Below are 25,850 nucleotides of genomic sequence, written 5' to 3' on the forward strand. Positions count from 1 at the left end.
GTCCCGATTCGTTGGGTACGCTGACCGCCGTGACCGAACGGACCCTGGTATTGATCAAGCCCGACGGCGTCGAGCGGCGACTGATCGGCGAGATCATCGGCCGCATCGAGCGCAAGGGCCTCACGATCGTGGCGCTCGAGCTGCGCGGCGTCGGCAAGGAACTGGCCACCCAGCATTACGCCGAGCACGAGGGCAAGCCGTTCTTCGAGTCGCTGCTCGACTTCATCACGTCGGGACCCGTCGTGGCGGCAATCGTGGAGGGCCCGCGCGCCATTGCGGCGTTTCGGCAGCTTGCGGGCGGTACGGATCCGGTCGAGAAGGCCACGCCCGGCACCATCCGCGGCGATTTCGGCCTGGAAACGCAGCTGAATCTGGTGCACGGATCCGATTCGATCGATTCGGCCAAGCGCGAAATCGCGCTATGGTTTCCCGGCGCTTAGCCCTCTAGCGCGCCTGGCTTCCAGGTCAGGCTCGTTTGGGCCCACGGCGTGATGTGGGATACTGACTGCGGGTGAACGTCGCCGGACCGGCGTCGGACACCCGAATGAAGACTTAGACAAGCGCGACCATTGCCAGCTCGCGATGTAGCGCCGCATGTCAGGCCGACATTCAGCACGGCACCGAGTTGGTTCTAGCCGAGTCGCTCGGGGCAAGACCATCACAAGTCCGGGAGAAAGTGACCCGGGTACATAGCGAAGCCCTCGCGTGGCCGCGTCGACATGACGCGCCCGGGGGCTTGAGGAGAATACGTGATAGACGGTGACCAAACTTCAGACCCATCAACTGTGCCGGCCCAGGAAGACCTGCCGGACCGATTGAGAGTCCATTCTCTGGCACGAGCGCTGGGGACCACCAGCAAGCGGGTGGTAGACGCGCTCAGCGCGCTGGATGGACGCATCCGCAGCGCACATTCCGGGGTGGACTACGAGGATGCGATCCGGGTGCGTGACCTGCTGTCGCCCCGGCCGCCGGAGAACTTCGTAGCCTTCAGCAACGCCGAAGCCGCCTCGCCCGGGGAACCCGGGCCCCGGCTGATGACGGAGCCCCCGATCGATCGCCCCGCCTACATGCCGCTGTTCGTAGCGCCGCAGCCGGTCGCGGCCGATCACACCGCGCGCGCCGCCGACAGCACCGACACCGACGATTCCGACGGCGACGACGACGGCGAGGACGACGAGGAGCAGGCCGATCGGCCCGCCAACCGGCGGCGGCGACGCGGCCGGCGGGGACGTGGCCGCGGCCGCGGCGAACAGGGCGGATCCGACCAGGACGACGACGGCGACGGCCCGAAATCCGGTGACTCGGATGACTCTGACGACGCCGACGACCAGGACTCGGACGACTCCGACGACGGCTCCGATGACGGTTCGCCGGACGGCGGCAATCGGCGTCGTCGCAGGCGCCGTCGGCGCAAGTCCGGTTCCGGTGACGACAACGACGACGGCTCGCCCGATGATCCGCCGAACACCGTCGTGCACGAGCGCGCGCCGCGTGGCAAGGGCGGCTCCTCCGACGACGGCAGGAACAACGGCTCGAGCAATGCCGAGATCAAGGGCATCGACGGGTCGACGCGGCTGGAGGCCAAGCGGCAACGCCGCCGCGACGGGCGTGACGCCGGACGGCGCCGCCCGCCGGTACTGACCGAGGCCGAATTCCTGGCGCGCCGCGAGGCCGTCGAACGGGTCATGGTGGTGCGCGACCGGGTCCGCACCGAGCCGCCGCACCCCGGCTCCCGCTACACGCAGATCGCCGTGCTCGAAGACGGCATCGTCGTCGAGCATTTCGTGACGTCGGCGGCGTCGGCGTCACTGGTCGGCAACATCTACCTGGGCATCGTGCAGAACGTGCTGCCCTCGATGGAGGCGGCGTTCGTCGACATCGGTCGGGGCCGCAACGGCGTGCTGTACGCCGGCGAGGTCAACTGGGAGGCCGCCGGACTGGGCGGCGCCGAGCGCAAGATCGAAAAGGCGCTCAAGCCCGGCGATTACGTCGTCGTCCAGGTCAGCAAGGACCCGGTCGGACACAAGGGCGCCCGGCTGACCACGCAGGTCTCCCTGGCCGGCCGCTACCTGGTGTACGTGCCGGGTGCGTCGTCGACCGGGATCAGCCGCAAGCTGCCCGACACCGAACGCCAGCGTCTCAAGGAGATCCTGCGTGAGGTGGTGCCGTCGAACGCCGGAGTGATCATCCGGACCGCGTCCGAGGGCGTCAAAGAGGACGACATCCGCCAGGATGTCACCCGCCTGCAGGAGCGCTGGGAACAGATCGAGGCCAAGGCGAGCGAGACCAAGGAGAAGGCCGCCGGCGCTGCGGTGGCGCTCTATGAAGAGCCCGACGTGTTGGTCAAGGTCATCCGCGACTTGTTCAACGAGGATTTCGCGGGCCTCATCGTCTCCGGCGACGACGCCTGGAGCACCATCAACGACTACGTGAATTCGGTTGCGCCCGACCTGGTTTCGAAGCTGACCAAGTACGACCCCCCCGCGACGGCGGACGGTCAGCCCGGGCCGGACGTGTTCGCGGTGCATCGCATCGACGAGCAACTGGCCAAGGCGACGGACCGCAAGGTGTGGCTGCCCTCGGGCGGAACGCTGGTCATCGACCGGACCGAGGCGATGACGATCGTCGACGTCAACACCGGCAAGTTCACCGGATCGGGCGGCAACCTCGAACAGACGGTCACCAAGAACAATCTCGAGGCGGCCGAGGAGACCGTGCGCCAGCTGCGGCTGCGCGACATCGGCGGCATCGTGGTCATCGACTTCATCGACATGGTGCTCGAATCCAACCGCGACCTGGTGCTGCGCCGGCTGACCGAGGCGCTGGCCCGCGACCGCACCCGTCACCAGGTGTCCGAGGTGACCTCGCTGGGCCTGGTGCAGTTGACCCGCAAGCGACTGGGAACCGGTCTGATCGAGGCGTTTTCGACGTCGTGCCCGAACTGCGGCGGCCGCGGAATCCTGCTGCACGCCGACCCGGTCGACTCGGCCCCGGCGACCGGGCGCAAGTCCGAGTCCGGCGGCGGCCGGCGCGGCAAGCGGTCGAAGAAGAACCGATCCGAAGAGCCCGCCGATCAGCCCGCCGTCGCCAAGGTGCCCGTACACGCGCCGGGCGAACACCCGATGTTCAAGGCCATGGCGACTCGCGACAACGGTGAGGCCGAGGAGGGTGGCGAGGACGTCACCACCGAGGTCGACGAGCAGACCAAGGTGGAGGGTCCCGCCGATCTGGACGCCGACTCCGATGCCTTTGAGGACGCCGAGGACGACGACAACGACCAGGACTCCGACGACGTCGACGAGGAGGACTCGGCAGACGAGGACCTCGACGATGACGACGACGACCTCGACGAGCTCGACGACGAGGATCTCGACGATGACGACGAGGACCTCGATGACGACGAGGACCTCGATGACGACGAGGACCCCGACGACGAAAACGGCGACGCGGAGGATTCCGCGGCCGAGGCCGGGTCGGACTTTGAGCGTCCGCGGCGTCGGCGCGCGGCGGGCCGGCCGGCCGGCCCACCCATCCACATGGGCTGATCTGTCCCGCGGCGGGCTGCCGAGTCTCTTGCGTCGCCGGTCCGGTTGACGGTTACCTGGCGCTTGCCCGATTCTTATTAGATCGCCTTACTGTACTGACGCTTAATAGGCAGATGCAGGGGAGCCGTCGTGGATTTTGGGTTGCTTCCGCCCGAGGTCAATTCAGCGCTGATGTATTCGGGTCCCGGGCCCGGGCCGCTGCTGGAGGCGGCGGTGAGCTGGGAGGCGGTGGCCGCCGAGCTGGAGTCCACCGCGGCGGGCTATTCGGCGCAGGTTTCGGGGCTGAGCGGTCTGACCTGGTCGGGTCCGTCGTCGGTGTCGATGACGGTGGCGGCCGAACCGTACGTGGGGTGGTTGCAGGCGAGTGCCGCGCAAGCCGCCCAGACGTCGGCGCAGGCGTACGCGGCCGCGTCGGCCTACGAGGCGGCGTTCGCCATGACGGTGCCTCCGCCGGTGATAGCGGCCAACCGTGCGCAGTTGATGGCATTGGCTGCCACGAATTTTCTGGGGCAGAACAGTGCGGCGATTGCGGCCACCGAGGCGCAGTACGCGGAGATGTGGATCCAGGACGCCACCGCGATGTACGGCTACGCCGTCGATGCGTCGGCCGCGGGCACCCTGACGTCGTATCAGGAACCGCCGCAGACCACTGATGAGGCGGGACGGGATGCGCAGGCTCGCGCGGTGGCTGACAGCGCGGCCGACACCGCGAGGGCCGAAACCCAAAACCTGACCCAGCTGGCACAACCGGCCACCCAACAGGTGGCCGCCGCCAACGCCGCGCAGCAGATCACCGGCGGCAACGTCACCATCGGATCGGGCGGAAACCTCACCATCGGCCCGGGTCTCACCACCGTTGGGCCAAACGGGACCTACACGTCGATCACCATCGAGTCCGGCGGCACGCTGACCGTCAACGGCACTCTCCTGATCCTCCCCGGCGGCACGATCACCGACGGCGGCACGCTGATCATCAACTCCGGTGGCACCCTCACCGTCTCCAACGGTGCCAGCGTCACCGTGGGCAGCGGCGCCGTGCTCAGCGTCAACAGCGGTGGCGTCCTGTCGATCAATAGCGGCGGCGTTGTCACCGTCAACGGAGCCCTTTTCATCCAGGGGGCTGTCACCGACGCCGGCACCCTCACCGTCAACGCCGGCGGCGACGTCACGAGTTTCGACGCCGGCACTCTCACGGTCGCCGACGGCGGCGCCCTCAGCGACTACGGCAGCCTCACCGTTCTGCCTTCCAGCAGTCTCACCGTCGACGACGGCGGCACCCTCACCGTCGCCAACGGCGGCACTCTCAGCGACTACGGCACCCTGGCCAACAGCGGAACCCTCGCGCTCGACAACGGGGGCACCCTGACCGTCTACCCCGGTGGCGTGTTGAACGATTACGGCACCATCACCAACTACGGCACCCTGGCCGTCAACGACGGCACCGTCACCAACCCGGGCATCCTCTCCGTCCATGACGGCGGCGTCCTCGACGACTACGGACACCTCGCGGTCAATGCCAATGGCACGGTGGACGTCTACACCGGTGGCACGGTCAACGAATACGGATCCCTGACCGTGGACGCCGGCAGCACATTCAACGATGCCGGCGCTCTCAACGTCAACGACGGCGGCGCCGTCACCCTGAGCAATGACGGCGTGCTCACCGTGTACAGCGACGGCACCCTCACCGTCTCCGACGGCGGCACCGTCAGCGACGGTGGCGCGTTGACCGTCGCCGACGGGGGCACCCTGACCGATGGCGGTGCCCTGACCGTCGACACCGGGGGCACCCTCACGGACGACGGGGCCCTCACCGTTGGCGATGGCGGCACGCTCTGCGTCAGCGACGGTGGCGCGTTGACCGTCGCCGACGGGGGCACCCTGACCGATGGCGGTGCCCTGACCGTCGACACCGGGGGCACCCTCACGGATGACGGAGCGCTCACGGTTAGCCATGGCGGCACGCTGTCCGTCAGCGACGGTGGCGCGTTGACGGTCACCGACGGGGGCACCCTGAGCGTCAGCGATGGGAGCACTCTCACCGACGCGGGCGCGGTGAGCGTCGACTCCGGTGGCACCCTCACCGTGGGCCATGACGGCACGATGACCGTCACCACCGGCGGCACCCTCAGTGATTACGGCACCGTGTCCAACATCGGCACCCTGTCCAACAGCGGCACGCTGACCGTGTACCCCGGCGGTGCGTTGGACGACTACGGCACCGTCCTCAACTACGGCACCCTGGCCGTCAACGACGGGACCGTCACCGACCCGGGCGCTCTCACCGTCTACAACGGCGCCGTTCTCAACGACTACGGTCACCTCGCGGTCGATGGCCACGGCACCCTCGACGTGAACCTCGGTGGCATCGTCAACGAATACGGTTCGCTGACCGTGGACGCCGGCAGCGCCTTCAACGATGGTGGCGCGCTCAACGTCAACGCCGGTGGCACCCTCACCCTCGGCGATGGCGGTGTTCTGACCGTCTACAACGGCGGTACCCTCACCGTCGCCGACGGTGGCACCGTCACCGTCGGATCGGGCGGCACCGTCCCGATCGGCAGCGGCGGCACTCTCGCCGTCGACGCCGGCGGTGCGCTCACCATCAACGGCGGCGGGTTCGTCGTTGTCACCGACGGCAGCATCGTGCCCGTCGCACCAGGCGGCACGATCGTCGTCGGCCCCGGCGACGTCGTCACCGTCTACCCCGGCGGCTTTGCGGGGTCCAGCGGCTACTTCGGCCCGGTGACCGTGGGTCCGGGGGTGCTGTCGGTGACGCCGCCGCCCGCTTCCGTAGCTTCCCCGGGCCTCGGCTTGTCGAGTTCACCGGGCCTGGCGGGCACCTCGGGAATCCAGCCCCGGTTCGATCCCGGCGCGCTGACGGACGCTTTCGCCGGCTCGCCGAGCTACGCGGATTGACCAGGAGTTAGCCAACAGCGAACAAATGCCTGGACGTGGGGCTTCATGCCATTGCCGGACCCGGCCTCGAGTCGGCCGCGGCTCGCCCGAGTGCTGGTTTGACCCTGTAGCCGCTGGTCACGTACCCTTGGACAGTTGTCGTCAAGCCGGGCACCTGACTTCGGCGGGCGACAGGCGGGAAGATTGTCCCGCTCCCCAGACCCAGCACGCGCATCGCAGTTAGCACGCGCGCGGAAGACGTGAGGAAGAGGCAGGAGCAACGATGGCGACCTACGCAATCGTCAAGACCGGTGGCAAGCAGTACAAGGTCGCCGTCGGTGACGTGGTCAAGGTCGAGAAGCTCGAATCCGAGCCCGGCGCCAAGGTGTCGCTGCCGGTCGCGCTGGTTGTCGACGGTGCCACCGTCACTTCCGACGCCGCCGCGCTGGCCAAGGTCGCGGTGACCGGCGAGGTACTCGAGCACACCAAGGGCCCGAAGATCCGTATCCACAAGTTCAAGAACAAGACCGGCTACCACAAGCGTCAGGGACACCGTCAGCAGCTGACGGTCCTGAAGGTCACCGGAATCAAGTAGCGGAGGCGACAGACATGGCACACAAGAAGGGCGCTTCCAGCTCGCGCAACGGTCGCGATTCCAACGCGCAGCGGCTGGGCGTCAAGCGGTTCGGCGGCCAGGTCGTCAAGGCCGGCGAGATCATCGTCCGCCAGCGTGGCACCCACTTCCACCCCGGCGTGAACGTCGGTCGTGGCGGCGACGACACGTTATTCGCGACAGCGGCCGGCGCGGTCGAGTTCGGCGTGAAGCGCGGACGCAAGACCATCAGCATCGTCGCGGCCGAGCAGAACGCCGACTGAGCGTCGCGGGTGCGCATTCACCCGTGATTAAGGGGAACCCCGATGCCTCGGTTTGTCGATCGGGTCGTCATTCACGCGCGGGCGGGTTGCGGCGGTAACGGCTGCGCGTCGGTTCATCGCGAGAAGTTCAAGCCGCTCGGCGGCCCCGACGGCGGCAATGGCGGCCGCGGCGGCAGCATCGTCTTCGTCGTCGATCCCGCCGTTCACACGCTGCTGGATTACCACTTCCGTCCGCACGTCACCGCTCCCAACGGCAAGCAGGGGGCGGGCAGCAACCGCGACGGCGCGGCCGGTGCGGATCTGGAAGTCAAGGTCCCCGACGGCACCGTCGTCCTGGACGAAAACGGCCGGCTGCTAGCCGATTTGGTCGGTGTGGGCGCCCGCTTCGAAGCCGCGGCCGGCGGCCGTGGCGGGCTGGGCAACGCGGCGCTCGCGTCCCGCGCGCGTAAGGCGCCCGGCTTTGCGCTGCTGGGTGAGCCCGGCCAGGCCCGCGACCTCACCCTCGAACTCAAAACCGTCGCCGACGCCGGGCTGGTCGGATTCCCGTCTGCGGGAAAGTCGTCGCTGGTGTCGGTGATCTCGGCGGCCAAACCCAAGGTCGCCGATTACCCGTTCACCACGTTGGTCCCCAACCTCGGTGTCGTCTCGGCCGGCGAGAAGTCGTTCACCGTCGCCGACGTGCCCGGCCTGATCCCGGGCGCGTCCGAGGGTCGCGGGCTGGGGCTGGATTTCCTGCGGCACATCGAGCGGTGCGCGGTGCTGGTGCACGTCGTCGACTGCGCCACAGCTGATCCCGGCCGCGACCCGATCTCCGACATCGACGCGCTGGAGGCCGAACTCGACGCGTATACGCCCACCCTGCAAGGTGATGCGGCGCTGGTCGACCTGGCGGAGCGGCCGCGGGCGGTGGTGCTCAACAAGATTGACGTGCCGGAGGCGCGTGAGCTTGCCGAGTTCGTCCGCGACGAGATCGCCGAGCGTGGCTGGCCGGTGTTCCTGGTGTCGACGGCAACCCGGGAAGGGTTGCAGCCGTTTATCTTTGGGCTCTGGCAGATGATCTCGGAATACAACGCCTCGCGCCCGGCCCCGGTGGCGCGACGTCCGGTGATCCGCCCGGTGCCCGTCGACGACAACGGTTTCACCGTCGAGCCCGACGGCGAGGGCGGCTTCGTGGTCACCGGAGCGCGCCCCGAGCGGTGGATCGGCCAGACCAACTTCGACAACGACGAAGCGGTGGGTTATCTCGCCGACCGCCTCGCGCGCCTCGGTGTCGAGGAGGAGCTGCTGCGGCTGGGTGCGCAACCCGGCTGCGCGGTGACCATCGGTGAGATGACGTTCGACTGGGAGCCGCAAACCCCTGCCGGCGTTCAGGTTCCATTGACCGGCCGCGGCACCGACGCGCGGCTGGAACGCACCGAGCGCATCGGCGCCGACGAGCGCAAGGCCGCGCGGCGCCGGCGCCGCGAACGCGGTGACGAGCCGTGAGCGCGCATCGCGAAGCCATCCGCACCGCGCGCAGCCTGGTCGTCAAGATCGGGACCAACGCGCTGACCACGCCGTCCGGGGTGTTCGACGGGGGCCGGCTGGCCGGGCTGGCCGATGCCATCGAGGGGCGCATGAAGGCGGGCACCGACGTCGTCATCGTGTCCTCGGGTGCCATCGCCGCCGGTATCGAACCGCTCGGATTATCGCGTCGGCCAAAGGATTTGGCCACCAAACAGGCGGCGGCCAGCGTGGGCCAGGTCGCGCTGGTGAACGCGTGGAGCGCGGCCTTCGCCCGCTACGGCCGCACGGTCGGGCAGGTGCTGCTGACCGCGCAAGACATTTCGATGCGGGCCCAGCACACCAACGCGCAACGCACCCTGGACCGGTTGCGCGCGCTGCACGCGGTGGCGATCGTCAACGAGAACGACACGGTGGCCACCAACGAGATCCGGTTCGGTGACAACGACCGCCTCTCGGCGCTGGTGGCCCACCTGGTCGGTGCCGAGGCGCTGGTACTGCTCTCCGACATCGACGGGCTCTACGACACCGACCCGCGAAAGACCAAGGAGGCACACTTCATTCCCGAGGTGGCCGCGGCGTCGGACCTTGATGGTGTGGTGGCCGGCCCGGGCAGCGCGCTGGGCACCGGGGGCATGGCGTCGAAGATGTCCTCGGCGCTGCTGGCCGCCGACGCCGGGGTGCCGGTGCTGCTGGCCGCGGCAACGGACGCCGCGACGGCGCTGACCGATGCGTCGTCGGGCACGGTGTTCGCCGCTCGGCCACAACGGATGTCGGCCCGCCGATTCTGGCTGCGCTACGCCGCCGATTCGGCCGGCTCGCTGACCCTCGACGAGGGTGCCGTGCGTGCGGTCGTCGGGCAACGCCGCTCGCTGCTGGCCGCGGGTATCACGGCGGTGTCCGGGCAGTTCCACGGCGGCGATGTCGTCGAATTGCACGGGCCGAATGCGACGGTGGTGGCCCGCGGCGTCGTTGCCTACGACGCGACCGAGCTCGCAACGATTATCGGCCGGTCGACCTCGGAGCTACCCGACGAGCTGCGGCGGCCCGCGGTGCATGCCGACGACCTGGTCGCGGTGTAGCGTCTCAGCTCGATTGCGACTTGAGATACAAAGTGGCCCAGATTATTTCGGCCAACGTGTCGGAGAGTTCTGCGTCGTAGGACTCCGGTGCGCCCGGCAGGTTCTGCTGACAGGTCCGCTCCACCATCCAGGTCAGCGCGCTGGCCGTGGTGGCCGCGGGCAGTTCGAGCCGGATGGAACCGTCGGCCTGGCCGTCTTCGATGACGCGCCTCAGCCGCGCGGCGATCGCGGTCAACAGATTGCCGTAGGTCGCGCCCACCACCGCGTCGTAGGCGGCCATCTCGTTGAGGGCGACCAGCACCGGCTGATGGCGGCGATAACTGGCAACCAGGCCCGCCATGGCCGCGCGGACGTCGGCGGGATCATGGCGCCCCGCCACGCTCCACCATCGATCGGCGCTCTCGGCCAGATCGGCGAACACCTGGCCGGCCAGCCGGCGCAGCAGATGGCCCTTGTCCTCGAAGTAGATGTAGAAGCTCGCCCGCGAGATGCCGGCCTCGGTCGACAGCCGGTCCACGCTGAGCTCGGTGAAGCTGGCCCCGCCGCGCATCAGCCGCTCGGTGGCGTCCAGTAGCTGGCGCTCTATCTCCTCACGCCGCTGCTCGCGCTTGGGCTGCGGCTTGCGGGTAACCGGCGGCATTTCCCGAGCATAACCGACAGTTCAACATATTGACTAGACATACCGTCTAGGCATACTGTCAACGACGTTGGATCACACGACGGAGGACGAACGATGGCAGTGCTGACCGGGCGTACCAGCCGCCCACGTGCGTATGACGCGATTGATCTGTCCTCGCGCGCGTTTTGGTCGACGACGGCAGCCGACCGGGAGCGCTCGTTTGCGGTGCTGCGGGCCGAGCGGCCGGTGAGCTGGCATCCCCCGGTCGAAGATTCCCTGATGCCCGATCCCGACGATCCCGGTTATTGGGCGGTCACCCGGCGCGCGGACATCGTCGCGGTCAGCCGCGACAGCGAGGTGTTCCTGTCCGGCAAGGGGGTGATGTTCGAAAGCGTTCCGGTGGAGCTGCTGGAAGCGTCGCAATCCTTCTTGGCGATGGACCCGCCGCGGCACACCAAGCTGCGCAAGCTCGCCCACGCCGCGTTCACGCCGCGGCAGGTGCGCCGCATCGAGGAGTCGATCCAGGCAAACGCGAAGACGATCGTGGAAGAGCTTCGCGAGGCCGGCAGCGGCGCGGATTTCGTCGATCACTGCGCCAAGGAGCTGCCCATCCGCACGCTGTCGGACATGGTGGGCATCCCGGAATCCGAGCGTGAGCGCATGGCACATGCCACCGACGCACTGGTGTCGTGGGCCGACCCCGAATTCCTCAACGGCCGCCCCGCATTGGAGGTCATCTTCGAACAGCAGATGTACCTGCACGGGGTCGTCGGCGCGCTCGCCGCGCAGCGCCGCGAGAACCCAGGTGAGGACCTGATCAGCAGCCTGGTGCACGCCGAGGTGGACGGTGACCGGCTTACCGATGCCGAGGTGGCGGCGTTTTTTGTGTTGCTCTCGGTGGCGGGCAATGACACCACCCGGCAGACGATGAGCCACACGATGAAGGCCCTCACCGACTTCCCGGCCCAAAGGGCTTGGCTGCTAGCCGATTACGAGAGCCGGATCGGTGTGGCGGTCGAGGAGTTCGTTCGTTGGGCGACGCCGGTGATGACCTTCCGCCGCACGGCGGCAACCGATTTCGAGCTCGGCGGTCAGACCATCGCCGCGGGGGAGAAGGTGGTGATGTTCTATTCGTCGGGCAACTGGGACACCGAGGCGTTCCAACGTCCTGATCACTTCGACCTGAGCCGCAGCCCCAACCCGCACGTCGGATTCGGCGGCGGCGGACTGCATTTCTGCCTCGGCGCGCACGTGGCTCGCGCGCAACTGCGGGCGATCTTCGGTGAGTTGTTCCGCCAGCTGCCGGACATTCAGGCAACCGATGCGACGTACGTGGCGGGCAACTTCGTGCGCGCGGTGCGCAGCCTACCCTGCACGTTTTAGCGTTCTAGGGCAAGGCCAGTGGCGCCAGCGCACCTCCCAGTTCGGAGGCGAGCAGCACCAGCAATTCCGAGCAGCCGGCGTCGAGTTTGACGGTGGCCAGATCGTCGCCGCGGGTAGGGCCGCGATTGACGATGGCGATCGGTATGCCGAGCGCGGCCGCGTGCCGCACGAATCGGTAGCCGGAGAATACGGTCAGCGACGACCCCGCGACCAGTAGTGCCTCGGATTCGTCGACCATCGAAAACGACTGTGCCACTCTTTCTTTAGGGACATTTTCGCCGAAGTAGACGATATCGGGCTTGAGCATACCGGTGCAGTGCGGGCAGTCCAGGTAGCGGAAGGACCCGGTATCGGTGACAACGGCGTCGGCGTCGGGTGCCACCGCCAGCCCACCGATCGCCTCCGCGCGCTCGATGAATCCCGGATTGAGCGCCTCGAGCTCCTCGGCCAGCGCCGCACGGCTCATCGTGTGGCCGCAGCTCAGGCAGATCACCTGCGCGTAGGTGCCGTGCAGATTGATCACGTTCTCGCTGCCGGCCTTGGTGTGCAGCAGGTCGACGTTCTGGGTGATCACGCCGCTCACCACCCCGGCGCGCTCCAGCGCGGCCAGCGCCCGATGCCCCGCGTTGGGCAGGGTCGCGTCCATGTGCCGCCAGCCGACGTGGTTGCGCGCCCAATAGCGCTGCCGGAACGCGGAATCGGAGGTGAACTGCCGGATCGTCATTGGGTTGCTCGGCGGCGAATCGGGACCGCGGTAGTCGGGAATGCCCGAGTCGGTGGAGATCCCGGCACCCGTCAGCACGGCGATCCGGCGTCCGGCCAACAGCGCAACCAGCTCCGGTGATTCGGGGCGTGCTGTCACGTATTCGAGGGTACGGACTGTGCCGTTCAGTCGCCGGTGCGTTCGAATTTCACGTCTTCGTCATAGGAGCCTGAACAACTGTCGGTGCCGGTCACCTGCTTGTGGCCGTGGCCCGTCAATAACGTGATCGGATCTTGCGGCGGCTGCGGCAACGGAAATTCCCAGTGGAACGTGGTTGGATCCGATATTTGCGTTTTCTCGCATCCTCGTTTGCCGTCAAATGCGTAGGTCCACTTGCCGTTCGAAAAGTGATAGATGTTGTATCCGACCCGACTGATGCAGCGTTCTCCCGTGCGCAGGCAGTCGGTCTGAACAATGGGCTCCCAGGTGCCTGTCAAGTGAGTGTCGAGAGGCTTCTGCGTTGCGTGGTAGCGGCCGTGGAATGCGGCGGCCGGGGACCCGACAGGTGCCGGTATCCCAGCCGGGTCCGGAAGAGTATTGACGTCGACGTCCCCGATCCGGGTGAAGGTGACGGTTCGCTCCGTCTCGCATTCGGGGGGCCCCGTGGCGCGATATTGGCCGCCCACCGATCCGTCGGGCCGCAGTTGCAGCGTGATGACGGTCCAGTATTCGGCGGGGAATTGGCATCCGTCGAAGCCCGACACTCCGGGTGGCGGCGACGCCACCGGGTATGCGCCGACCGCACGCCACTGTCCGCCAATGTCGTCGAACACGAATTCCGACTGCAGGGTAGCTCCGCCGGTGGCCGTTGCCGTTGCGACGCAGCCCGTGGGACGACATGCCGAACGGACCGCCCACTGTCCGCTTGATGACGTCCCTCCGTCGTCCGGTTTCCCATTGGTGCCCGAGGGGCCGAAGTCGACGCGGTACACGCCGGTGAACGGACCGGTGTTCGGCGCGGCGACGGGCTTCGCGGCCGGCTGGTTGGCAGGCCCGCTTCCGACGGTGAACACAATGATGGCGACGACGATTGTTGCGACCACGACGGCCCCACCCGCGAGTGCGATCCGGAGGTGTTTTCGGCGTTTTGGGTCACCGGCAGCCAGTGGGGGCAGGGTGAGTCGGCTTGCGTGTTGGGTCGCGGCAAGGCTGGGGTCGGCGGCCTTGGTTGCGGCCTGTGTCACGAAATATGCTGAATCGCTTAGGGTTTGGGCTGGCCTGGCGATTGGGTCGGTGACGGCATCGGTCGCGGCGGTGGCCAATTCGATGGTGGTGGCGTACCGCTGATCGGGGTCTTTGGCCATGCCGTTGGCAATCACCGGATCGAGCGTGGCCGGCACGTTGGGATCGGTGATCGACGGGCGTGGCGGCGGTTCCATGAAATGCGCGGTGATTTGCTGTTCGGTGTTGTCTCCGGCGAACGGGGTGTCCCCGGTCAGGCACTCGTACAACACGCAGGCCAGCGCATAGACATCCGAGCGGGCATCGACCTGGCCCGCTCGCAGCCGCTCCGGGGCCATGTAGGGCCAGCTGCCGATGACGCCGCCGGTACCGGTCATTCGGGTTTGGTCTGCGCCGCGGGCGATCCCGAAGTCAATCAGGTACGCGAAGTCGTCCTCGTCGAGCAGGATGTTGGACGGTTTGACGTCGCGGTGGACCAGTCCGATCTTGTGGGCGGCGTGCAGAGCTCGGGCCACCTGCTCGACGATGCGCACCGCTCGGGCCGGGTCCAGCGGCCCTTCACTCAGAACCTGTTGCAGGTCGCGGCCCTCGATCAAGCGCATGTTCACAAATAGCCGGCCGTCGATCTCGCCGTAGTCATGAATTGGGACCACATGCGGGCTGTTGAGTTGCGCCGCCGCTTCGGCTTCTCTGCGAAACCGTTGCACGAACGTCGGGTCTTGAGCCAGCTGCGGCGGTAGCAACTTAATTGCGACTATCCGGTTAGTCGATGTGTCGTGCGCACGCCACACTTCGCCCATCCCACCGCGGCCCAACAATTCCACCAAGCGGTAGCGCCCGAACGGGGTTCCATCCATATCAGCCTCCCGGCGTCCACGGTCGAACACACGATAGTTCGGGCGACAACGTTTGCACATAGGAAACACAAATGTTCGGCGCTCCAACGCGATATCCGAGGCCAGTGGGGTAGTCGATTACGCATCCCCGGCAGCGCGGCGCGATCGCATACTTGACGCCTCTGCACGGAAAGGCGGGCTGATGTCCGAATCCCAATTCTCGCGGGTGGAGAGCTGCGATGTGTGCATCGTGGGAGCCGGTATCGCCGGGCTCAACGCCCTATTCGCGGTCAGCCGATACCTATCGCCGGACCAGAAGGTGATCCTGATCGATCGCCGGCCGCGCCTCGGTGGCATGTGGGTCGATGTGTATTCGTATGTGCGCCTGCATCAACCACATCCGATGTTCACCGCGGGCAACATCGAGTGGACCCTGGGCAAGGATCGCGCCCACTTGGCGTCCAAGGGTGAAGTGCTCGGCCATTTTCAGCACTGCGTCGACGTGATCAGGGAGCGTGTGCAAGTCGACGAGTACTTCGGCTGGGACTTTGAGTCACACCAAGAAGCGGACGGAGTCGTGTGGGTCAACTGCCGGGCGGTCGACGGGCGGGTGCTCGTCGTCGGAGCCAAGCGATTGATCAAAGCCTATGGCCTGGCGGTCATGCCGAACGAGCCGCTGCAGCTCTCCAGCCGACGCGTTCATTCGGTGTCGCCCGACTACTGTGACGTCCGGGCCGGCGATATCGGGGAAAGCGCTGCGCCGGTGTGGATTATCGGCGGCGGAAAGACCGCGATGGACACCGCGCACGCGTTGATCACCGTGCGCCCCGGTCGCCAGGTCAACCTCGTCGCCGGCGCGGGAACATTCTTCACCAGCCGCGACAAATTTTTCCCGACCGGCGCCCGGCGGTGGTGGAAGGGTAGGCCGCCGAGCACCGTCGCCGCACAGTTGAGCCGACGGTACGACGGCGCGAACGAATCAGAGATCCGGGAGTGGTACCGCTCCACTCACGGCACGTTCCTGACTCCGCAGGCGGACAACTTCGTGTTGGGAGTGCTGTCCGAGGACGAGAATCGCGCGATCTCCGCCGGTCTCAATGATGTCGTCATGGATTATCTCGACGATGTCGTCGATCGCATGTGCACGACCGAGTTGGTGTTCCGCAGTAAAGCGACGAAGACAATCGAACCGGGCAGCTGGGTCGTGAACTGCACGGGGTACGTGGGGGCCGACCGCGAATACCCTTACGAACCTTACATTTCGCCCAGTGGTGCGGTCGTCTCGATCAATGTGCGGTCGGCCGTGCTGCACTTGCCTGCGTTCATGGGGTACTTCCTGGGCCACCTGATGATGTTGGACAAGCTCACCGACATTCCGCTCTACGAAGTCGACTGGCAGGAACTGAGGCGCGAATCGCCGGTGGCATTTCCGTACGTGCTCTTCGCGCTCGCCCAGCACAATCTGAGCCTGATCTACGACAACGTCCCCAGCGGCGTATTCAAGGAGAACGGTCTCGATTTCGATCAGTGGTATCCGCTACCGCGCCGCCTGCCGGGCCAGATACGGTTCCTGCTCACGCACCGCCGCGAATGCGAACGCCAGCGCCGCGTTCTGGACACGGTGCGGGAACGATTCCAAATCCGTTGCGGTCCAATAAGTGAGGAGCGGGTAGCCAGTCAAATCGGATGAGTGGATCGAGCTACTCAACCGCGGCGCCGGTTACGCCCCTTATGATTTGGCGATTTCCCAGGGACCTGCAGATGAACGTTGAGGACGGGTGCAACGCGATCGGTGAGTTCGGCAATCGGCGTGGAGGCGACGGGTTCGACCTGCAGGATGTACCTCAAGAAGGCGACACCGAGTAGTTGCGCCATCGCCAGATCGATTCCGATCTCGGCATCCGGCCCGGGAACCTCCGACGCGATCAGCTGATACAACTGACCCTGGATGAATTGCCGCACCAGCGTGGCCGACTCCTCATGCGTGGCAGCCCCACGCAAAATCGCCAGCAATGAGGCGCGGCTGTCGGGCTGCTCCCAAAACCCGAAGAACACCTCACTGAGTCGCCGGCCAATCTCGGCACGATCGCCTCCCGCGATGCGACCGGCGATCTGCTGCGGGTCGAACGGCCACCCGATCGTGGTCCGGAACAGGTCGTCCTTGGTGCCGAAATAGTGTCGAATCAGCGCGGTATCCACCTGCGCCTCGGTGGCGATGTCCCGTAGCGACGTCTTGTCGTAGCCGCGTTCGGAAAACAGGCGTCGAGCGGTCAGCAGGATCTGATCGCGCGTATCGGTTTTTCCCGGACGCCGTCCGACGGGTGACATACGACAAAATTCTACAGCTGTGGACTTTCTATCGGCTCGGGGCTATCGTGAGCCGTAGAATTCCACAGATGAGGAATTGTTAGGAGGAAGACCGTGCGGACATCAGTGGCTAGCGTCGGGTCAGCGGCGTTCTTTGTGGTGGCTCCGGGCACCGTTGTGGGTGTGATTCCCTGGCTGATCACCGGTTGGGTGCTGCCCAACGGCGGCGCGCCGTTGCGGTGGGCGCAGGCAGTAGGCGTCGTGCTGATCGCCGCGGGGCTCATCCCGCTGCTGCACGCGTTCACGCAATTCGCCAGGGCCGGAGGAACTCCCGCGCCCGTTGCGCCGACAGAACATCTGGTGATCACCGGGTTCAATCGCTATGTCCGAAACCCGATGTACGTCGGACTCGTGCTGGCAATTCTCGGGCAGGCGTTGCTCCTTCGCAGTCCGGGGTTGGTGGTCTACGCCGCGATTGTGTGGATTTCCACCGCATCTTTTGTGCTTCTCTACGAACAGCCAACCCTGGCAAGGCAATACGGGGACGAGTACGAGGAGTACAAACTCAACGTGCCCGCCTGGCTACCGCGCTTGCGGCCCTGGTGACCACGGAGTTTCAGGGGATCAGGATGTAGCTCATCCCCGGGGCTTGTGCGACGGTCCGTGTGTCGAATTCGTGGAAGCCCGTGGTGCGGTAGCCGTTTGACGCGGTGGCCCCGTAACCCGTGTTCATCTCGGTGATCGTGATGGAGTTGCCGTTGACGGCGTCGACCCAGGCGACGTGTCCGACGCCTCCGACGAGCGCGCTGCTGAAGACCGCGATCGAGTGGGGCTGCGCTTCGTTCACTACCGTCCAGCCTGCCGCTTGGGCTTGGTTAGCCCAGTTTTCGGCATTTCCGGTGAGCGCTCGGATGTAGTAGCCGGTGTGGGCGTGGATTTGTTCTTGGGCGCCCCAGGTGCAGTAGCCCTCGTAGTCGCCGCTCAAGGGGTTGTGGTCGATCGTGCGGCCTATGCTCGCTGCCGGATCCCCGTTGGCCGGAGCCGGCGCCATTGACGCTCCCAGGGAGAGTGCGCTGGTCACCGCGGCGGCGGCCACAACTGCGCTGCGCTTCATGCGCCTCCTCTCGCCCGCCCATCAACCCGTTACCTTCCTGTTATCGGAGCGAGACCAGAATTCGTTTCATCATGTCGGGTGTTTGGTGGACGGGCCATTTCGGCGCTGGTAAAAGCGTCGGCTAATCGCGGCGGTGCAGGGCTTCACGGCGAGTTCACGATCGCTGAGCGGCCGGTACGTTCAGTCTTGTCCGGCCTTGTGCTCGGGTACTAGCAAACTTCCTCCGACGCCGTAAAGACCGATCTTGCGTTGGATGGAGCGCATTAACGGAGCCGCTTCGTCGTCGTGAAAGTTGGATCTGAAATCCAGGCCGGAGCCAACCAAGTTGCTAGCCCACGAAGAAAGACCACGCGAGCCCAATCGAGCCTGGACATTGGTTCCTTGCGTCCGAGGGCCGTCGCGAGTCGGTGGATTGAGCCATCGAGGCTTTTCTCGTCTGGCAGTCCCAGGGCTCGGGCCATCACGGCTTGATTGCGAATCGGTCCGCCGTATTCGTTCAGGCCATGGCCAAGAAGGTCGTGCTCATCGTCTGTTAGCTCGATGTCGACGAGCTCCGTCGCGGTCATAAGCCTAAGCAGCTGTAAAATTGTTTCCAGTTCCGGCCCGGTCGGTGGGACGCAGCGCTAACCCATCAGCGCCCGGGCTGCTTGTTCCCCAGCGGGATTGAGTTGGAGCCAAATCCGGAAGTCATACAAATCCGGCTCGTCGTAGTGGCCGACGAAGAGGTCGCGGACGCGGTCCATGGCGGCATCGATTGAGAGGTCCCACGGCACGACGCGTTCATCAGAAGCGCCGAGTATGTCGCCAATCTTCATGAGCCCGTCGTCGAGCAACGATCGGATGGTGCGCAGTACTAAGTCCTGGCGGGCGGCGACATTGTCGGCGAGGTTTTCGCGGCTGATGATCGCTGTGACTTGTGCCATCGGTATGCACATCGCCGTTCCATCGAGCAACAGCTCATTGCGCAAGATGTCGTCGGCGTCCAACTGGAGCTCGACACGATCGCGAAACGGTTCATCGGGTCCAGTCATCGCACTCCCCACTCCTGCCGATATCTTGCGTTGCCTGCAATCGTCACTCTTCGGGTCCCAGGAATTCTTCTGGGATCTCACCCAATAGTGGGAATCGGTGATCCTTGGTGTGCGGTATGTGGATGGGGTGAGGTCCAGTTGCCGGCGAATTCGGGGGTAGGCCGCCGAAAAGCGATCCCGGCAATCCCGCCGCTGTTTGCCTTTCCGGGGGTGGGCTTAGGCGACGGTGCCACTTCAGTCGGTGGGTGGGCTGGCGCTTGAGGAGTGGTAGCAGGTTGTCCTGCTGCGGGAGGGCCGACAGGCCGCGGCGCGGGGGGTGCCGGTAGTTCCGGTACACCCCCTCGTGGGTTGATATGGATTTTCGTAGTCCCCTCGGTCGGGGAACTTGATGTCGAGGACTTGTTGTCCGTTGGGCTCGGCGCTCCACCGCCGCCCAATCCTCGTCCCGTCGGGTAGCTGGTATTCGACGCCCTTACTCGGGTCGCCGTATGCATTTGGGATCTCCACTTCGTGTTGCTTGGCCCAATTCAATAGATTCTCAAGGTCCTGAGGCGTGCGGACCTCTCTGATGGATGGTCGGTTGCCAGCGGGCAGTTTGTCGAGCACCCGGCGGATATCGTCGCCGCTCGGACCGTCGGTTTGCCCGGGTTCTGGATTCGGAGCGTCTCTGAAGGTGTGCAGATCGACTGCTTGAATTTTCGGCTTGTTGTGGCGGGGCGCGGATGGCGGTTCGGCGAAGGTCACCGCGTTGAGGGGTTCGGTGGCCGCGGTGATCTTGGCGGCGATCTCTTGGTCGTGGACGGCCAGCCGGACAGCGCGTTCTTGAATCTGTGCGGCGTAAAGCTGCGCTTGCGCCTACGCGGCGGCGCCACCGCGCGACGGTGTCACCGAAAGGTGTTCGCCCACCACATAACCGGCGGCGCTCGCCTCCCTGGCCACGTCCAGCACGCTCTGCTTGGCCGAATAGAGAGTCTCGGCTCCCCGGCGCGCTACGGCCGTGGATTCGTGCAGCGCATCGGCCAACCTCCGAACTTTTATGAGATCAGCGAAGGCGCGTTCCTGCGCGGCCTCGGCAGCGACACCTTCCCAGACCGTCCCGCCCGGCGACACGGACGCCCGATGAATCGAGCTAAGCGATGTTTCCCAATGCTGGGCGGTGGCTGTCCAGTCCTTGGCGCGTTTTCGAGGTGGGCGACGTCCCACGCTTGACTCTCTGACAAGCTGGGCGCCCCGACGCCAACAACCCCGACCACTGGTCACACCTGAGTGATCGAGCTACCTAGTGCGGCAGCGCTGTGCGCCCCAGCGCTGTCGCTGGCAACAAACTCAGCGCCGGCTACGGCGGCCTTGATCGCGCTTGCCTGCGATCTTCCCGCCAACGTGGCGATCACACCGTCGAGCGCCGCATATGCGGATCCGACAGCGCCGGAAGTCGCCTGGACTGGTAGCCCTACAGTTGGTACTGGAGTCGCTGCCACCAAACCGCGTCGCAATGCGCTGCCAGCACCTGCAGCCCCTCATTGCTCACGTGCAGCACATCCGCCACCTTGCAAAGTCTAAAGCTCACGCGGAAATAAGCTAGTAACTTCACCGCGAATCGCGCGGTGCGTCGACTCCGACATCACGGTCGCGGTCCATAGTCAAACCACATGCATTGCTAGCCAACCCTTTTGGGTGGTCCGACTATGCAAAGGATTTGGTGAGCGCGCGGTGCCACCGAGCTCAGCTATTCGCTGAGCAATCAAAATTGCATTTTGGAGCTCTGAACACCCATAACGCCGGTACGGTAAGCGCACCACAGTCTTCGGCAAGGAGGCATTTCGTGCGGCGAAAACTATTCATGCTCACGGGGGTGGTGGCCACCGCGGTGCTGATTGCGGGATGCTCGAGCGGCAAGTCGGGGTCGAGTCAGACGCCGTCGTCGAGTTCATCTGCCACGCAAACAAGTTTGGCGGGCCCGGCGTCGTCCCAAGCACCGTCTTCCTCGGCGCAGGCAGCGCCGCCCGACGCGTCGACGTGCCTTGACATCTCCTTTGCCAAAGACAGCCTCATGCTGTCCACCAAACGGGAGGATGCGCGCAAGAATGCCGACATCCTCGAGAAGTACAACCCTCCCGACAACGTCAAGGCCGCGATCGAGCATTTCGTCAACACCGTCGGCGCGGCCCCCGGCGACCCCGACCGCGAAGCCAACGACCACTTGATCGCCAATTGGCTCAAGCAAATGTGCCCCAACGTGAACACGTACTGATCCACAGAATTTGTCGCGACCTCGCTGGCCGTACCTGTGGGTCTGGGCTACCTTCTCGGCCCACGCCGATACCCGGCGCGTGCTTATTGACACTGGTCGGGCGACAATGGAAGGGCAATGGACTTTTACAACAGCTATAGCCAGGGTTTTGTCCGGGTCGCCGCGTGCACGCACCACACCACGCTCGGTGACCCGGCGGCCAATGCCGCCTCGGTGTTGCGATCGGCCGGCGAGTGCCACGCCGAGGGTGTCGCACTGGCCGTTTTCCCCGAACTGACGTTGTCCGGCTATTCCATCGAGGACATCGTCCTGCAAGACCTTTTGCTCGATGACGTCGAAACCGCGCTCGCCGACGTCGTCACCGCATCCACCGAGCTGTTGCCGATCCTGGTGGTCGGCGCGCCGCTGCGCTATCGGCAGCGCATCTACAACACCGCCGTCGTCATCCACCGCGGTGTGGTGCTCGGGGTGGCACCCAAGTCCTATCTGCCCACCTATCGCGAGTTCTACGAGCATCGCCAAGTCGCGCCCGGCGACGACGAGCACGGCGTCATCCGCATCGGCGACATCGAGGCGCCCTTCGGACCCGATCTGCTGTTCACCGCCACCGACTTTCCCGATTTCGTGCTGCACGTCGAAATCTGCGAGGACATGTTCGTGCCGATTCCGCCGAGCGCGGAAGCGGCGCTGGCCGGTGCGACGGTGCTGGCGAACATGTCCGGCAGCCCGATCACGATCGGGCGCGCCGAGGACCGTGAGCTGCTGGCGCGCTCGGCATCGTCGCGATGCCTGGCTGCCTACATCTATGCCGCCGCGGGCGAGGGCGAGTCGACGACCGACCTGGCCTGGGACGGGCAGACCATGATCTTCGAAAACGGGGTGCTGCTGGCCGAATCCGAGCGTTTCCCGAAGGGGGAGCGTCGTTCGGTGGCCGACGTCGACACCGGGCTGCTGCGTTCGGAGCGGCTGCGGATGGGCACGTTCGACGACAACCGGCGCCATCACCGGCCGCTGGCGGACTCGTTCCGGCGCATCGAGTTTCGGCTTGATCCGCCCGCCGGCGACATCGGACTACGGCGAACGATCGAGCGTTTTCCGTTCGTGCCCGCCGATCCGCAACGGCTGCAACAAGATTGCTACGAGGCCTACAACATCCAGGTGTCGGGACTCGAACAGCGTTTGCGTGCACTGAATTTCCCAAAAGTCGTGATCGGGGTGTCCGGGGGTTTGGACTCGACGCACGCGCTGATCGTCGCCGCCCGCGCGATGGACCGCGAAAACCGGCCGCGCAGCGACATTCTCGCGTTCACGCTGCCCGGCTTCGCGACGGGCGAACGTACCAAACGCAATGCGATCGAGCTATGCCGTGCGCTCGGCGTGACCTTCGCCGAGATCGACATCCGCGACACCGCGGCGCTGATGCTCAAGGAGATGGATCACCCGTTCTCCCGCGGCGAAAAGGTGTACGACATCACCTTCGAGAACGTCCAAGCCGGCCTGCGGACCGACTACCTGTTCCGGCTGGCCAACCAGCGCGGCGGCATCGTGCTGGGCACCGGCGATCTCTCCGAGCTGGGCCTGGGCTGGTCGACCTACGGTGTCGGCGACCAGATGTCGCATTACAACGTCAACGCCGGCGTGCCCAAGACGCTGATTCAGCACCTGATCCGCTGGGTCATCGCGTCGGGGCAGTTCCCGTCGGACGTCGACGCGGTGCTGCTCTCGGTGCTCGACACCGAGATCACCCCCGAACTCATCCCGGCCGGTGAGGAAGAAGAACTGCAAAGCAGCGAGGCCAAGGTCGGACCGTATGCGCTGCAGGACTTTTCACTGTTCCACGTGCTGCGTTACGGATTTCGGCCGTCGAAGATCGCGTTCCTGGCCTGGCACGCGTGGAACGATCCCGAGCAAGGGAACTGGCCGCCGGGATTCCCTGAGGACAAGCGGCCGTCTTATCAGCTCAAGGAGATCCGGCACTGGTTGCAGATCTTCGTGCAGCGGTTCTACTCGTTCAGTCAGTTCAAACGTTCGGCATTGCCCAACGGCCCCAAGGTGTCCCACGGCGGCGCGCTGTCCCCGCGCGGCGACTGGCGCGCCCCGTCGGACATGTCGGCGCGCATCTGGCTCGACGAAATCGACCGCGAGGTACCCGAAGACTAGCGCTGTGTCACCATGGCGCGGAGAGTATGACCTCGCGTACCCGATCCAATGCGTTGGCGAGCTCGGCCAGTGATGGCGTGCCCAGTGCGAGCCGTAGCGCATTGGGCGGATGTGGTGTGACACAGAATGCTTCGGCTGTCGATACCAGGATGCCTTGGTCTGCCAACTCGTGTGCGATGTAGTCGGCGCGCACACGCTCGGGGAGCGTCAGCCAACCGTAATAGCACGACGAATGAGCCTGGTAGTCAAAACCTTTCAGTACGCGATGAGCGATCTGCTGGCGTTCCCGCGCGTCGCTGCGGCGCTGCTTTTCCAGCCGGGTGACGGTACCGTCGGTGAGCCAGCCGGTGACCAGTGCCGATACCAGGCTTGAGGTACCCCAACTCGAGGTGCGCACCGCCTGTTTGGCACGGGCGACGTTTTCGTCAGGCACCACGACGAACCCGAACCGCAGACCGGTGGCAACGCTCTTCGAAAGACTGGCGACATGCAGGGTGCGTTCCGGGGCCAGTGCGTACAGTGTTGGCCCACTGTTGGGTTCGAGGAACGCATAGGTGCCGTCCTCGATCACCGCGCATTCGTGACGACGGGTGATCTCGGCCAGGCGCTCCCGCTGTTCGCGCGACATGATGTAGCCGAGTGGATTGTGCAGCGTCGGCATCGTGTAGACCGCGGCCACTCGGCGGCTTGAGCACAGCGCGGCGAGGGTGTCGAGATCCGGGCCGGCCGGCCCTGAGGGGAACGAAACTAGTTCCAGGGAGCGGTCTTCGGCGATCAGCTTGATCCCGGGATAGGTGAGTTCTTCGACCGCGATGACCGACCCGGGGCGCGCCAGCACGCGTAGCGCGATGTCCAGCCCGTGCTGGGATCCGGCGGTCAGCACGACATTGTTGGGCGGCACGTCGATCCCGCGGTCCAGCAGATACGTGGCGACCGCGGCCTTGTCGCTGGTTCGTCCACCCGGCGAATGCTGGGTGAGCACCGACTGCAGGTCCCCGGTCGTGGCCATGTTCCGCAACGCTTCACGCAACTGTTCGGCCTGATCGGCGGCGAGCGGCTGGTTGAACGACAAGTCGGCAGCCCGCGACGCTGGCGCAATTCGTCGGCCGTCCAGTCCGCCGTAGCCACCCTGGTCGCGGACGAATGTGCCGCGCCCGGGCTCACCGGCGACCAGACCGGCGTTCCCAAGATGGGCATAGACGCGAGTCGCGGTGGCCAGGGCAATGCCGTGACGGCGGGCGAGTTCGCGGTGGGTGGGAAGTCGGGTGCCGGGCGGCAGGCGGCCGTCGCGGATCTGCGCAGTCAGCTGATCCACGATGGCGGTATAGCGGCTGGTCGGCATCCGTAGCCCACCTTGTATCTAGGACAATTTCTCGATTGTTCTATCACACTTGGTTAGCGTAATGGAAGAGACCAACCAACTAGTCGGTTGTCTTGCATCGCCAGCCTTAGGGGTAGGAGGCCTCCCATGTCGACCATCGAAATCAGTGCGGGCACAATTTATTACGACGCTATCGGGCCCTTGAATGGCAGACCGGTGGTGTTCGTCCACGGCTACATGATGGGCGGCCAGGTGTGGCGCACGGTGAGCGAACAGCTGGCGGCGCGCGGCCTGCGCTGCATTGCGCCCACCTGGCCGATGGGAGCACACACCCAACCGCTGCGCCCCGGCGCAGACCAGACCATCACCGGCGTCGCCGGCATCGTCGCCGAGGTGCTCGCCGCCCTGGACCTCGACGACGTCGTGGTGGTCGGCAACGATTCCGGCGGTGTGGTCACACAACTCGTCGCAGTGCACCATCCCGAGCGAATCGGCGCCATGGTGCTGACGAGTTGCGATGCGTTCGAACACTTTCCGCCGCCGATCCTCAATCCGATGATCTTCGCGGCCAGGTCCACGATGTCGTTCCGGATCGCGCTGCAGGCCATGCGGCTGCGTAGCGTCCGCACCCGTGCCTACGGCGGGTTGGCGCACCGCGATATCGACGATCTTGCCCGCGTGTGGGTACGTCCGGCGTTGTCCGATCCCGCGGTCGCCGAAGACCTGCGCCAGCTCACGCTGTCGTGTCGCACCGAGGTGACCACCGATGTCGCGGCCCGGCTGCCCGAGTTCGAGAAGCCCGCCCTGATCGCATGGTCGGCGGATGACGTGTTCTTCGCGATCGAGGACGGTGAACGACTAGCCGCCACCCTTCCCAACGCGCGCCTGGAGGTCATCGAGGGGGCTCGCACATTTTCGATGGTCGATCGGCCGGCCCGGCTCGCCGACCTGCTGTCGACAATCGCGGTGCGCGCCTAGC

The 25,850-nt window shown here is 65.8% G+C and carries 21 protein-coding genes; 13 read left to right on the top strand and 8 right to left on the bottom strand.

All coding sequences use genetic code 11. The features are described 5' to 3' along the window. The first annotated feature begins 29 nt into the window (after positions 1-29). The 7 genes from ndk (at position 30) to proB (ending at position 9,904) form a co-directional block, all read left to right on the top strand. Positions 30-440, top strand: a complete 411-nt coding sequence (gene ndk, locus G6N55_RS25965) for a nucleoside-diphosphate kinase (RefSeq protein ID WP_085220738.1) — start codon at positions 30-32, stop codon at positions 438-440. A 309-nt stretch (positions 441-749) separates the two neighbouring features. Next, on the top strand, positions 750-3,545 hold the full coding sequence (locus G6N55_RS25970) for an Rne/Rng family ribonuclease (protein ID WP_085220737.1): 2,796 nt from the start codon (positions 750-752) through the stop codon (positions 3,543-3,545). A 129-nt stretch (positions 3,546-3,674) separates the two neighbouring features. Beyond that, a complete protein-coding gene (locus G6N55_RS30410) occupies positions 3,675-6,464 on the top strand; it encodes a PPE family protein (protein WP_372517603.1) in 2,790 nt (929 codons plus the stop codon). A 262-nt stretch (positions 6,465-6,726) separates the two neighbouring features. Then, a complete protein-coding gene (gene rplU, locus G6N55_RS25980) occupies positions 6,727-7,038 on the top strand; it encodes a 50S ribosomal protein L21 (RefSeq protein ID WP_025736107.1) in 312 nt (103 codons plus the stop codon). A gap of 14 nt (positions 7,039-7,052) precedes the next feature. After that, the gene (gene rpmA, locus G6N55_RS25985; RefSeq protein WP_085220736.1) at positions 7,053-7,319 is read left to right on the top strand and encodes a 50S ribosomal protein L27; all 267 of its coding nucleotides are present in this window, start codon (positions 7,053-7,055) and stop codon (positions 7,317-7,319) included. A 42-nt stretch (positions 7,320-7,361) separates the two neighbouring features. Beyond that, positions 7,362-8,804 carry a GTPase ObgE gene (obgE, locus tag G6N55_RS25990; protein WP_085220735.1) on the top strand — a complete coding sequence of 481 codons (1,443 nt, stop codon included), beginning with the start codon at positions 7,362-7,364 and terminating at the stop codon, positions 8,802-8,804. Beyond that, entirely contained in the window at positions 8,801-9,904 is a 1,104-nt protein-coding gene (gene proB / locus G6N55_RS25995) for a glutamate 5-kinase (protein ID WP_085220734.1), read from the top strand. Before obgE ends, proB begins: the two co-directional genes overlap by 4 nt. Positions 9,905-9,908: 4 nt before the next feature. On the opposite strand, the gene G6N55_RS26000 is transcribed toward proB, so the two are convergent. After that, positions 9,909-10,544, bottom strand: coding sequence for a TetR/AcrR family transcriptional regulator (locus tag G6N55_RS26000; RefSeq protein ID WP_085220733.1), 636 nt, complete (start codon positions 10,542-10,544; stop codon positions 9,909-9,911). Between the two features lie 93 nt (positions 10,545-10,637). Here G6N55_RS26000 and G6N55_RS26005 point away from each other — a divergent pair, with 93 nt between their 5' ends. Continuing rightward, positions 10,638-11,906, top strand: coding sequence for a cytochrome P450 (locus tag G6N55_RS26005; protein ID WP_085220732.1), 1,269 nt, complete (start codon positions 10,638-10,640; stop codon positions 11,904-11,906). Positions 11,907-11,910: 4 nt separating this feature from the next. On the opposite strand, the gene G6N55_RS26010 is transcribed toward G6N55_RS26005, so the two are convergent. Together G6N55_RS26010 and G6N55_RS26015 are read right to left on the bottom strand one after the other, a co-directional pair. Continuing rightward, complete coding sequence (locus tag G6N55_RS26010) at positions 11,911-12,768, bottom strand: NAD-dependent protein deacetylase (protein ID WP_085220731.1); 858 nt, start codon at positions 12,766-12,768, stop codon at positions 11,911-11,913. 26 nt (positions 12,769-12,794) lie between these two features. After that, on the bottom strand, positions 12,795-14,708 hold the full coding sequence (locus G6N55_RS26015) for a serine/threonine-protein kinase (protein WP_085220730.1): 1,914 nt from the start codon (positions 14,706-14,708) through the stop codon (positions 12,795-12,797). A 181-nt stretch (positions 14,709-14,889) separates the two neighbouring features. On the opposite strand from G6N55_RS26015, the gene G6N55_RS26020 reads away from it, so the two are divergent. Beyond that, positions 14,890-16,377, top strand: coding sequence for an FAD-dependent oxidoreductase (locus G6N55_RS26020; RefSeq protein WP_085220729.1), 1,488 nt, complete (start codon positions 14,890-14,892; stop codon positions 16,375-16,377). 14 nt (positions 16,378-16,391) lie between these two features. Here the strand turns inward: G6N55_RS26020 and G6N55_RS26025 are convergent, their stop codons facing one another. Next, on the bottom strand, positions 16,392-17,015 hold the full coding sequence (locus G6N55_RS26025; RefSeq protein ID WP_085220728.1) for a TetR/AcrR family transcriptional regulator: 624 nt from the start codon (positions 17,013-17,015) through the stop codon (positions 16,392-16,394). A gap of 93 nt (positions 17,016-17,108) precedes the next feature. Here G6N55_RS26025 and G6N55_RS26030 point away from each other — a divergent pair, with 93 nt between their 5' ends. Further along, positions 17,109-17,600: a methyltransferase family protein gene (locus G6N55_RS26030; protein WP_085220727.1), complete on the top strand. Its 492-nt coding sequence runs from the start codon at positions 17,109-17,111 to the stop codon at positions 17,598-17,600. A 10-nt stretch (positions 17,601-17,610) separates the two neighbouring features. Here G6N55_RS26030 and G6N55_RS26035 read toward each other — a convergent pair whose 3' ends face one another. The 3 genes from G6N55_RS26035 to G6N55_RS26045 all read right to left on the bottom strand — a co-directional run bounded on the left by G6N55_RS26035 (position 17,611) and on the right by G6N55_RS26045 (position 20,162). After that, positions 17,611-18,108 (bottom strand): CHAP domain-containing protein, encoded by a 498-nt coding sequence (locus G6N55_RS26035; protein WP_085220726.1) that lies wholly within the window; start codon positions 18,106-18,108, stop codon positions 17,611-17,613. Between the two features lie 623 nt (positions 18,109-18,731). Further along, positions 18,732-19,094, bottom strand: a complete 363-nt coding sequence (locus tag G6N55_RS26040) for a hypothetical protein (protein WP_139826705.1) — start codon at positions 19,092-19,094, stop codon at positions 18,732-18,734. 900 nt (positions 19,095-19,994) lie between these two features. Further along, positions 19,995-20,162, bottom strand: a complete 168-nt coding sequence (locus G6N55_RS26045; RefSeq protein ID WP_163667506.1) for a hypothetical protein — start codon at positions 20,160-20,162, stop codon at positions 19,995-19,997. Positions 20,163-20,961: 799 nt separating this feature from the next. On the opposite strand from G6N55_RS26045, the gene G6N55_RS26050 reads away from it, so the two are divergent. Both G6N55_RS26050 and G6N55_RS26055 read left to right on the top strand, forming a co-directional pair. After that, complete coding sequence (locus tag G6N55_RS26050; RefSeq protein WP_139826704.1) at positions 20,962-21,390, top strand: hypothetical protein; 429 nt, start codon at positions 20,962-20,964, stop codon at positions 21,388-21,390. 117 nt (positions 21,391-21,507) lie between these two features. Then, positions 21,508-23,550: an NAD(+) synthase gene (locus tag G6N55_RS26055; RefSeq protein WP_085220721.1), complete on the top strand. Its 2,043-nt coding sequence runs from the start codon at positions 21,508-21,510 to the stop codon at positions 23,548-23,550. A gap of 7 nt (positions 23,551-23,557) precedes the next feature. Here G6N55_RS26055 and G6N55_RS26060 read toward each other — a convergent pair whose 3' ends face one another. Further along, on the bottom strand, positions 23,558-24,892 hold the full coding sequence (locus G6N55_RS26060; protein WP_085220720.1) for an aminotransferase-like domain-containing protein: 1,335 nt from the start codon (positions 24,890-24,892) through the stop codon (positions 23,558-23,560). A 126-nt stretch (positions 24,893-25,018) separates the two neighbouring features. On the opposite strand from G6N55_RS26060, the gene G6N55_RS26065 reads away from it, so the two are divergent. Then, positions 25,019-25,849, top strand: a complete 831-nt coding sequence (locus G6N55_RS26065; RefSeq protein WP_085220719.1) for an alpha/beta fold hydrolase — start codon at positions 25,019-25,021, stop codon at positions 25,847-25,849. Position 25,850 lies beyond the last annotated feature (1 nt).

Origin of the sequence: Mycobacterium florentinum (assembly GCF_010730355.1) — a bacterium.
GTDB lineage: Bacteria > Actinomycetota > Actinomycetes > Mycobacteriales > Mycobacteriaceae > Mycobacterium > Mycobacterium florentinum.